The following is a 9757-nucleotide window of genomic DNA, read 5'->3' as shown; positions in this document are numbered from 1 at the left end:
GCGCGCTCGTCGCGCAGCACGAGGCGCGCCGCCAGCAGCTCGAGGTGGAGGCGCGGGGAGGTGGCGCCGGACATCGTCGAGAGGGTCTCGTGGATGAGATCGCCGCAGCGGGAGAGATCGGCCGGCTGGAAGGCGAGGGACTGCTCGCGCATCTGGGCGAGATCCTCCGCGGGGACCTGCGGGAGGAGATCCTCGCCGCGGTCGGGGACGGCCGCCAGGACGATGAGGTCGCGGATGCGCTCGAGGAGATCCTCCACGAAGCGGCGCGGCTCGTGGCCGGTGGCCAGCACCTGCTCGACGGCGCCGTAGATCCCGGCGCCGTCGCGCTGGGCGACCGCCATGATCGCGCGGTCCAGCAGGGCCGTGTCGGTGAAGCCGAGCAGGGCGATCGCCGTCGCATGGTCCAGGCCCTGCTCCCCCGCCCCCGCCATGAGCTGGTCCAGCACCGACATGGTGTCGCGGGCGGAGCCGCCGCCGGCCCGGACCACGAGCGGCAGCACGCCCTCGCCGACCTGCACGCCCTCGGCGTCGCAGACCTGCTCGAGATAGGGCAGGAGGATCTGCGGCGGGATCAGCCGGAAGGGGTAGTGGTGCGTGCGCGAGCGGATCGTGCCGATGACCTTGTCCGGCTCGGTGGTAGCGAAGACGAACTTCACATGCTCCGGCGGCTCCTCGACGAGCTTGAGCAGCGCGTTGAAGCCGGCCGAGGTCACCATGTGCGCCTCGTCGATGATGAACACCTTGAACCGGTCGCGGGCCGGGGCGAAGGTCGCGCGCTCGCGCAGCTCGCGGGCGTCGTCCACGCCGCCGTGGCTGGCGGCGTCGATCTCGACCACGTCGAGGCTGCCCGGGCCGCCGCGGGAGAGGTCCCGGCAGGAGTCGCAGGTCCCGCAGGGGGTGTCCGTCGGCCCCTCGGCGCAGTTCAGGCAGCGGGCGAGGATGCGCGCGGAGGTCGTCTTGCCGCAGCCGCGGGGGCCGGAGAACAGGTAGGCATGGCCGACCCTCCCGGCTCGCAGCGCACGCTTGAGAGGCGTGGTGACATGGTCCTGCCCGATCACATCGGCGAAGGACTCCGGGCGATAGCGTCGGTACAGTGCGGTGGCCACCCCACCAGGCTAGTGGAGGCCGCCGACACCGCCGACCGATGTGGACATCACCGCATCGGGGAGGAGGAGCCGTCGTCGGGGCTCTGCTCGTCCTCGCCGGCCTGCTCGAGCCGCCGGGCCCGCCGCCGCACCCCGTGCCAGGCGGCCGCCCCGGCCCCGAGCACCACCACCGCGGGCACCAGCACGTCCCCGACCCATCCCGGCAGGTCCGGCAGATCGGGGAGGGACAGCCCGAAGTCGGGCAGGGAGATGTCCGGGATCCACCCGAACAGCGCCTCGCGCACGGCGGAGATCGCCTCGCCGACGGGCGCCAGGGCCTCCCGCACGGGCGCGGTGACCTCCGCCACCCAGCGCCGCACCGGCCGCAGCACCCCGGACAGCAGCGCGCCGATCCCGAGCAGCGGGAGCAGGAATCCGGCGGCCCGCCCTCCCGCGGCCACCAGCGCGAAGCGCAGGGGATGCGCCGCCCGGCGCTCCTCCCGGGCGGCCGATGCGCTGCCCGGCTCGGGGCGCAGCGGCTGGGCATCCAGGCCCAGCGCATCGGTCACGTCGACCTCTCCCGCCCCGCGCCAGGCCGTGCGCACGACGATCCGCTCGGCATCGCGCAGCTCCCCCTCCTCGTCGGGCCGCCGCACCTGGTAGGTCGCGGAGGAGAACCCCTCCTGCATCGTGACCGTGATCCCGTCGGCGTCCTCGTCGTCCTGCGACGGCTCCGGCGTGCGCGATCGCTCGCGCACCGGCTCGTGGAGGACGCCGTCGATCACGAGCTCGGCACGGGCCTCGAGGAAGGGGTGCCGGGCCCGGATCTCGTACTCGTGGCCGTCACGCCGACCTCGGTAGACGGTGGTCGCCGGGGATGACTCGGAGGCGCTCATGCCTCGAGGATGCCGGGACGCCCGCCGGGGCGCATCGTCCGAAAGGTGCGACGAGAGTCGGAGGCGGGGTTCAGCGGCGCAGCACGTGCCGCAGCGCGGACTCGAGATCCGTCGCGGCCGGGTCGAACCCGCTGGCCCGCAGCCGGGCATCGCTCACGGCCTGGTCGGCCAGCACCAGCTCGCGCGCCCCTTCGGCACCCAGCAGCAGCCGCGGGCCGATGGCGGGGACGGGGAGCAGCGCGGGCCGATGCAGGACCCGGCCGAGGGTGCGGGCGAACTCCCGCTGGGTCACCGGCTGCGGGCCGACGGCGTTCACCGGCCCCTCGAGGTCCTCCGTGACCAGAGCGTGGGCGTAGGCGCGGACCATGTCGTCCAGGGTGATCCAGCTGAGCCGGGCGCGCGCCGGGGCGATCCGCCCGCCCAGACCGGCCCGGTACAGCGGCAGCTGCGGCTGCAGCGCTCCCCCGCCGTCGCTGAGCACCACGCCGGTGCGCAGCAGCACCGTGCGCACGCCCGCCTCGGCCGCCGGTCGTGCGGCCGCCTCCCAGGCGCGGACGACCTCGGCGAGGAAGCCCTCTCCGAAGGCGTCGGACTCCGTGAGCAGCTCGCCCGGGCGCTGCGCGCCGTAGGCGCCGATCGCGCTGGCCTGGACGAGCACGCGCGGGCGGACATCGGCCGGGAGGGAGGCCAGCGCCTCCGCGAGGAGGGCGGAGGACCCGGTGCGGGATTCGAGGATCTCGCGCCGGGCGCGCGGGGTCAGCCGGGTGGCGATCGACCGCCCGGCGAGGTTCACCACGGCGTCGACGCCGGCGAGGTCCTCCGGGTCCAGCCGGCCGCGCGCGGGGTCCCAGGAGATCTCGCCCGGGCCCGCCGCGCGGCCGCGGACCATGCGCAGGACGGTGTGCCCGCCGGTGCTCAGCAGGGCGGCCAGCTGCGTGCCGATCAGCCCGGAGGCCCCGGCGATCGCGACGATCTGCCGGGGCTGCCGGGCGTGCCGGCCGTGGAAGGCCAGGTCATCGCGCAGCTGGCGCTCCCGGAATCCGAACAGCCCCTCGAGCGTCCGCGCCAGCGTCCCCTCCCCTGCCGTGGTCCCCCCGGGAAGCTCCGCGTCGATCCGGTCGCGGATCGCCGTGCCGTCGCCGTCGGGCCCGATGTCGTGGCGGTGGCGCCACAGCCGGAACGGCCCGGTGAGCTGGGTATCGGTGAAGGAGAGGGAGGCGGGGTCCCGGCGGGTGCCGCTGTGCCGCAGCCGCCACACCGGACGCAGCGCCGCCGGCAGCAGGTCCGGCCCCATCCGCACCGTGACGCGGCTGCCCTCGGAGAGGTCGCCGGAGGAATCGGCGCGGCCGAGCCCCGGTGGTGTCAGCCGCACCAGGGCGCCGGGCCGGGAGTGCCAGGCGACGACATCCTCGGCGGGATGCGGCAGGCGGGTGGTGCGGTCGACGCGCATCGGGGCCTCCTTCACGGGGTCCCGGTCACGCTACGCCGCGTCCCCCGGAGGAGCCTGCGAACGCAGAGGGCGGGCGAAGGTCAGCACCACAGCGGCGGCCGCGAGCCACAGGACCGCGGTGACGCCCTCGACGATCCACAGGCCCGCGCCGGGATGCAGCGGCTCCACGAAGCCCTGGTCGATGCCCACGCGCAGGCTGTTGAGCAGTCCGTGCCCGAGCACCGCCGCCCAGACGGTGCCCGCCGTGGTGGACAGCGCGGACAGCAGCGGGGCGACCACGACGATGGTGCCGAGGTACAGCACGGACTCCGTCGCGCTCATCCCGAGGGCCAGCACGATCGGGAGGTGCCAGAGCGCCCACAGCAGACCGATGGCCGCCGAGGAGGTCCAGAAGCCCAGCGGGGCGAGCTGCTGCTGCAGCCATCCGCGCCAGCCGGTCTCCTCGCCGATGGCGAAGACCGTCTGCGCGATCAGGACCATCGGCAGCGCCACCAGCAGCCCCGGGACGCCGAGGCCGTCGGAGGCCGGGGCGGCGCCCGCGGCGACGGAGACCATCACGCGGATGGTCGGCACCAGCGCGAAGGCGGCGACGGCGACCAGGACCATCACTCCCAGGCGCGGCCAGGACGGCACGCCGAGGCCCAGCGCCCTCCACCACGGCCGGTCGCGGCGGCGCACCAGCAGCGCGGCGACCATCGGCGCGAGCTGCACGAGCGGGACCAGGAAGGCCAGGGCGCCGATCGGCAGCATGCCGAGGGCGAAGGGCAGGGACACCGCCGTGGATGCTCCCAGGGCGAGGACCGCGAAGGCCAGCACGCGCCGGAGCTCGACGGAGGAGGGGGCGGTCTCGAGGGAGGAGTCGTCGTGCGAGGTCATGGCTGGCTCCTGGGGGTCGGGATGCCTCCACGCTATGAGGTCGCCCGCGACCGGACCAGGGTGGAAACCCCCCCCACCTGCACCCCGGGGCGCACCCCCGGGCATGGGACGACCCCTCGCGCACCTGCCAGAGCCTGCCTGCCCTTGCTGCCGTCAAGCCCTGGGGGAGTTCAGCCGGATGACACCGCACGAGGGGTCGCGAAGGAGTCTATCGGACCGAGGGGCCCCGATGCACACCGCCCGGGCGCAGATCACGGCTCGGCAACGAGACGGCCCGATTCTGCGAAATGCCCGATAGTGCGGCGCGGCTCCGCTAGCGTGGGCCGAGCTCACTCCCTGTGTGCGCGGCCTCACACGACGAGGTCGGGCGGCCGGGACCGCACTTCCCTCTTCCTGGAGATCCCATGAACTTTGCTGACCTCATCGACGGAGCGAACACCCTCGTCTGGTCGCTCCCGCTGGTCGGCCTGCTGCTGCTGGCCGGCCTCTACTTCTCCGTGCGCACACTGTTCCTGCAGGTCCGCTGCATCCCGGACATGCTCGCGCAGCTGAGGAAGGGTGAGGCCTCGCCCGACGGCACCTCGTCCTTCCAGTCGCTCATGATGTCCCTCGCCGGCCGCGTCGGCATGGGCAACATCGGCGGCGTGGCGACCGCGATCGCCCTCGGCGGCCCCGGCGCGGTGTTCTGGATGTGGCTGATCGCCTTCCTCGGCGCGGCGACCTCCTTCATCGAGTGCACGCTCGGCCAGATCTACAAGGAGAAGGACGTCGACACCGGCGAGTACCGCGGCGGTCCGGCGTACTACATCGAGAAGGCGTACAAGCACACCTCTGCCGGTCCCGCGTTCCTCGTGTACGCGATCGTCTTCGCGATCGTCACCGTGATCGCCATGTGCTTCTTCCTGCCGGGCGTGCAGGCCAACGGCATGGCATCGGCCGTGTACAACGCCTGGAACGTGCCGCACTGGCTGACCGCGGTCACCGTGGTCATCCTGCTGGCCTTCATCATCATCGGCGGCGTGAAGCGCATCGCGCACTTCGCCGTGGTGGTCGTGCCGGTCATGGCGGTCCTGTACATCATCGCCGCGCTCGTCGTGTTCTTCGTGAACTTCGACCAGATCGGCCACGTGTTCGGGACGATCTTCTCCAGCGCCTTCGGCGCCCACGCCGTCTTCGGCGCGATCGTCGGCAAGGCCATCGAGATGGGCGTCAAGCGCGGCCTGTACTCCAACGAGGCCGGCCAGGGCACGGGCCCCCACGCGGCGGCCGCCGCCGAGGTCTCCCACCCCGCCAAGCAGGGCTTCGCCCAGTCGTTCGCGGTCTACATCGACACCCTCTTCGTCTGCACCGCGACGGCGTTCCTCATCATCTCCACGGACATGTACAAGGTGTTCACCCCGGACGAGTCCGCGGTGATCTACCAGGGCGCGATCGACCCGGCGACCGACTACGGGCCCGAGTTCGCGCAGGCCGGATTCGAGACGGTCTTCTCCGGCCTCGGCCCGACCTTCGTGGCGCTGGCGCTGCTGTTCTTCGCCTTCACCACGATCGTGGCGTACTACTACATGGCCGAGGTCAACCTGACCTACCTGGCCCGCTGGATCCCCAACGCCCTGCTGCGCCGCGCCCTGGTGCGCGCCCTCCAGGGCCTGATCCTGTTCGCCGTCGTCTTCGGCGCCGTCGGCACCACCGGCCAGGCCTGGGCGCTCGGCGACATCGGCGTGGGCGCGATGGCCTGGCTCAACGTCGTGGCGATCATCATCCTGCAGGTCCCCGCGCTCAAGGCGTTCAAGGACTACCACGAGCAGAAGAAGCAGGGTCTGGACCCGCAGTTCGATCCCCGCAAGCTCGGCATCAAGAACGCCGACTTCTGGGAGATGCGGGCCGACGGCCTCATCCGCCCCGGCGGCCAGGGCGACATCCAGAGCGTCAAGGACGCCGGCTGAGTCCCCGACCGCACCAGGCAGCACCGCAACGGCCACGGGCCGGGATCCGAGGATCCCGGCCCGTGGCCGTTGCGGTGGGCGGCGCCGCTCAGGACAGGCGGTGCGGCGGGGAGACCGTCCGTGCCGGGTCGGTCTCCGGCAGGTCGCCGAGCGCCTCGTCGATGCGGGCCTTCACCGCATCGTCGAGCCGCACGCCGGAGGCCTTGACGTTCTCGGCGATCTGCTCGGGCCGCGAGGCGCCGATGATCGCGCCGGCCACGTTGTCGTTCGACAGCACCCAGGCGACGGCCAGCTGGGCGAGGGACAGCCCCGCCTCCTCGGCGATCGGCTTCAGCTCCTGGACTGCGGTGAGGGTCCGATCCTCCAGGAAGCGCTTGATCATGTCCGCGCCGCCCTTCTCGTCGCGGGCGCGGGAGCCCTCGGGGGCCTCCTGCCCGGGCAGGTACTTCCCGGTGAGGATGCCCTGGGCGATCGGCGACCAGACGATCTGGGAGACGCCCAGCTCGCGCGAGGTCGGCACGACCCGCTCCTCGATGACCCGCCACAGCATCGAGTACTGCGGCTGGTTCGACACCAGCTGGATGCCGAGGTCGCGGGCCAGCTGGTGGCCCGCCCGGATCTGGTCGGCGTTCCACTCGCTGACGCCGATGTACAGCGCCTTGCCGGCGTGCACCACGTCGGCGAAGGCCTGCATGGTCTCCTCGAGCGGCGTCGCATAGTCGTAGCGGTGCGCCTGGTAGAGGTCGACGTAGTCGGTCTGCAGGCGGCGCAGGGAGCCGTCGATGGACTCGCGGATGTGCTTGCGGGACAGGCCCGTGTCGTTGTGCCCCTTCGGGCCCGTCGGGAAGTAGACCTTCGTGAAGATCTCCAGGCCCTCGCGGCGCTCGCCCTTCAGCGCCTCGCCGAGCACGACCTCCGCCGCGGTGTTGGCGTAGGTGTCGGCCGTGTCGAAGGTCGTGATCCCCGCGTCGAGGGCGGCGCGCACGCACGCGGTGGCGCGCTCGTCCTCGACCTGGGAGGCATGGGTGAGCCAGTTGCCGTAGATGATCTCGCTGATCTTGAGGCCGCTTCGGCCCAGGTGACGGAATTCCATGTGACCCAGCCTACGAGGAACCTCCGTCCGGTGGGAACCTCAGAAGGGCCGGCCCGACGGCGGGAGCACCTCGGTCGAGGTCGGCGAGGGCCGCGTCGCCGGCAGCGGCGTGCCCCACACCGGGCGGCCCTCGGCGTCGAAGGGCAGCACCTGGGCGCAGGCATGGCGGTTGGGGTCCAGCAGCGGGTCCCCGTCGATCTCGGTGTAGGTGCGGGCGTGGTAGACGAGCACGGCGTCGCCATCGGCCGTGGTGGTGAAGGAGTTGTGGCCCGGCCCGTAGCGCTCGACCGACGGGTCGGAGACGAAGACGGGATCGGGGCTCTTGGTCCAGGAGCGCGGGTCCAGGAGGTCGGCCTCGGCCGAGGCGGTGAGCAGGCCCATCGCATACTGCGGGCCGGTGGCCGCGGCGGAGTAGGTCAGGAACAGGGTGCCGTCGTGCTGCAGCACAGCCGGGCCCTCGTTGACCCAGAAGCCGTCCTTCTCCCAGTCGTGCTCCGGTCGCGTCAGCTCGACCGCAGGGCCCGCAAGGGTCCACGGGTTCTCCATCGGCGCGATGTAGAGGTTGGAGTTGCCCGCCACCTCGGGGTGCTGCTGCGCCCAGACGAGGTACTGCTGCTCGCCGAGCACGAAGCTCGTCGCATCCAGCGCGAAGGACTCCCAGCCGCTGTCGATCTGGCCGCGCAGGGTCCACTCCCCCGCGAAGGGATCCTCGGCGGTGTTCTCGAGGACGTACATGCGGTGGTGGAAGGTGTGGTGCATCCCCGGCGCATCGGCGCCGACCTCCGCGTTGGGCGCGGCGGCGAAGTAGATGTACCAGGCACCGGCGACGCGGTGGATCTCCGGGGCCCAGATGAGGTGCGAGAGGGGGCCCTCGTCCTCCTTGGTCCAGATGGTGACCTCCTCGGCCGCCTGGAGATCCGCGAGCTGCGTCGCGCGGCGCAGGATGATCCGGTCGTACTGCGGATGCGAGGCGGTGAAGAAGTACTCCTCGCCGTGGCGCAGCACGCAGGGATCGGCGCGCTGCAGGACCAGAGGGTTCATGAGGGGTGCGTCGTTGCCGGCCATGATCATCCTTCGGAGGGCAGGGCGGCCGGGCGGTCCGGCCGGGGGTCTGGATCGGGATGGTGCTGTCCGTGCGCGCCGGGCGGGCCCGGCACGTCGGACGCCCCCATGGTAAACGTTGTAAACGGGTTCGTGCCACCGCGGGGCCCGGTGCGGTGCGCCACGGGGGCCGATGCGGCGGCGCCCTTCCGGCGCGGGGCGAGACGTTCTAGGGTGAGGATCCCGAGGAAGGACCCGTCATGACCGACTCCTCCATCACCGGCGCTCCGGAGCGATCCGTGCCGCTGCCCGAGCCGACCGAGGCCGATGACGTCCTCGAGCTCGAGCCGACCATCGACGGCGAGGACTTCTCCCGTGTCGCGTTCACGCGGCCCGCGCTCGAGATGCTGCAGCTGCTGATCGAGCGCAACGGCCCGCTCATGTTCCATCAGTCCGGCGGCTGCTGCGACGGCTCGTCGCCGATGTGCTACCCGGAGGGCGATTTCATCACCGGCGACTCCGATGTCCGCATGGGGCACGGGGAGGTGCCGATGCCGGACGGTTCGATGAGCCCGCTGGACTTCTGGATGAGCTCCGAGCAGTTCGCCTACTGGCGGCGCACCCATCTGACGATCGATCTGGTGCCCGGCCGCGGCGGCGGCTTCAGCCTGGAGTCCCCGGAGGGGAAGAGGTTCCTGACCCGTTCTCGGATGCTGGAGGGCTGAGCGGCGCCTCCGCCCCAGGGCCGGGGCCGTGATGTCCGTCGAAGTCGCGCCATGCGACCGCGCGCTGGGCGAGCAGGCGCAGCACGGAGAGCACCGGGTCGATCATGACGGTGCCGACGACGACGCGGTGCACCGCGGCGGCCGGGTCTGCCGTCGGCACCGAGGCGACGTCGACCCTCGCGATCTGCTCGACGGCGTCGGCGTAGCGATCCATCGCGGCCTCTCCGATGTCGATGCCTGCGCGTTCGCAGGCGGACCATGCCGCCTCGAGGCGGCCGGGCAGGGGGTCCTGGTCGGGCAGGGCGGGCCATCCGCGGCTTGCGAGCCAGGCCCGGGCTCGGGTGTCGTCGGGATGCTCGGCGTCGGATTCTGCGAGCAGGGCGTCCTGGGCGGTCGCCATGAGGTCGAGGTGCGCCGGGTCGGGGACGTCGAGGGCGGCGAGGACGCGACGGACCCCGTCGATGCCGAGTCCGCCCTCGTCCAGGAGCGCACGGATGAGTCGCAGGCGTTCGAGGTGGGCCTCGGTGTACTCCGCGGTGGTGCGGGATGTCCGCTCGCCCGCCGGCAGCAGCCCTTCGCGCAGGTAGTACTTGATCGTTCCCACGCTGACGGCCGAGGCCGATGACAGCTCGGAGATCCTCATCG

The 9757-nt window shown here is 72.4% G+C and carries 9 protein-coding genes and 1 other RNA gene; 2 read left to right on the top strand and 8 right to left on the bottom strand.

From position 1 onward, the window contains the following. From BF93_RS15930 to ffs, 5 genes are all read right to left on the bottom strand, one after another. A partial coding sequence (locus BF93_RS15930; RefSeq protein ID WP_038373986.1) for a DNA polymerase III subunit gamma and tau occupies nucleotides 1-1106 on the bottom strand: 1106 nt, incomplete at its 3' end. 47 nt (nucleotides 1107-1153) lie between these two features. After that, nucleotides 1154-1981, bottom strand: a complete 828-nt coding sequence (locus BF93_RS15925) for a hypothetical protein (RefSeq protein WP_038373984.1) — start codon at nucleotides 1979-1981, stop codon at nucleotides 1154-1156. 70 nt (nucleotides 1982-2051) lie between these two features. Continuing rightward, nucleotides 2052-3431 (bottom strand): TIGR01777 family oxidoreductase, encoded by a 1380-nt coding sequence (locus tag BF93_RS15920; protein ID WP_038373982.1) that lies wholly within the window; start codon nucleotides 3429-3431, stop codon nucleotides 2052-2054. A gap of 30 nt (nucleotides 3432-3461) precedes the next feature. Beyond that, nucleotides 3462-4307: a type II CAAX endopeptidase family protein gene (locus BF93_RS15915; protein ID WP_038373981.1), complete on the bottom strand. Its 846-nt coding sequence runs from the start codon at nucleotides 4305-4307 to the stop codon at nucleotides 3462-3464. Nucleotides 4308-4411: 104 nt separating this feature from the next. Then, nucleotides 4412-4508, bottom strand: an RNA gene (ffs, locus tag BF93_RS19415) — signal recognition particle sRNA small type. Between the two features lie 203 nt (nucleotides 4509-4711). Between ffs and BF93_RS15910 the strand changes: the two genes are divergently transcribed. Further along, a complete protein-coding gene (locus BF93_RS15910; protein WP_038373979.1) occupies nucleotides 4712-6253 on the top strand; it encodes an alanine/glycine:cation symporter family protein in 1542 nt (513 codons plus the stop codon). Between the two features lie 88 nt (nucleotides 6254-6341). On the opposite strand, the gene BF93_RS15905 is transcribed toward BF93_RS15910, so the two are convergent. Together BF93_RS15905 and BF93_RS15900 are read right to left on the bottom strand one after the other, a co-directional pair. Beyond that, on the bottom strand, nucleotides 6342-7346 hold the full coding sequence (locus BF93_RS15905) for an aldo/keto reductase family protein (RefSeq protein ID WP_038373978.1): 1005 nt from the start codon (nucleotides 7344-7346) through the stop codon (nucleotides 6342-6344). A 39-nt stretch (nucleotides 7347-7385) separates the two neighbouring features. Further along, nucleotides 7386-8411 (bottom strand): glycoside hydrolase family 43 protein, encoded by a 1026-nt coding sequence (locus BF93_RS15900; RefSeq protein WP_156954177.1) that lies wholly within the window; start codon nucleotides 8409-8411, stop codon nucleotides 7386-7388. A gap of 236 nt (nucleotides 8412-8647) precedes the next feature. Here BF93_RS15900 and BF93_RS15895 point away from each other — a divergent pair, with 236 nt between their 5' ends. Then, nucleotides 8648-9112, top strand: a complete 465-nt coding sequence (locus BF93_RS15895) for a DUF779 domain-containing protein (RefSeq protein ID WP_084148628.1) — start codon at nucleotides 8648-8650, stop codon at nucleotides 9110-9112. Here the strand turns inward: BF93_RS15895 and BF93_RS15890 are convergent. Continuing rightward, entirely contained in the window at nucleotides 9051-9755 is a 705-nt protein-coding gene (locus BF93_RS15890) for a MerR family transcriptional regulator (protein WP_084148627.1), read from the bottom strand. The genes BF93_RS15895 and BF93_RS15890 overlap by 62 nt on opposite strands. Between the last annotated feature and the right edge of the window lie 2 nt (nucleotides 9756-9757).

This window comes from Brachybacterium phenoliresistens (genome assembly GCF_000576425.1).
Taxonomy (GTDB): domain Bacteria; phylum Actinomycetota; class Actinomycetes; order Actinomycetales; family Dermabacteraceae; genus Brachybacterium; species Brachybacterium phenoliresistens.
This window is presented reverse-complemented; position numbering and strand designations above follow the sequence as displayed.